At 53.3% G+C, this 473-nt stretch carries 1 pseudogene; it reads right to left on the reverse strand.

From position 1 onward, the window contains the following. Positions 1 to 473 (reverse strand): annotated as a pseudogene (locus ACU8YC_RS26825) (serine-type D-Ala-D-Ala carboxypeptidase); the annotation flags it as partial.

Here is a 473-nt window from a genome sequence, read left to right on the forward strand (position 1 = left end):
GTAGAGCTGGCCTTGAGGTTTTTGAGCTGCCCAGACGGGATGGTCACTGAACAGCCTTCCCCTGCGCCCCAATTCACTGCGCTCTTGTCACCAAACCAGACGCGCTGAGTCACGGAAGTGGCATCCGGCTTAATCGGCGTGAAGGTTTCAAAGAAGCGGAAACACCAGGTCAGCAGCTTTTCTGACTCATTAAATCGGATGCGGTCAGTTTTCGCCCCTAACACCACGGAGATCAGGGGCATATCGCCTTGAGTCGCGGAAGCGACCAGGTTGTACCCCGCCCCGGCCGTAGTACCCGTTTTCATACCGTCCACATTCAGGTTGGTGCTCCACAACAGACGGTTACGGTTCGGCTGGCGGTTTTTATTAAAGGTGAATTCTTTCTCTTTGTGGATATCATATTCTTCCTGTACATCGTGGATTAACGCCTTCCCGAGCAGCGCCATATCACGTTCGGTACTGAATTGTCCTGG

It is taken from the genome of Citrobacter sp. VF227 (assembly GCF_052950715.1).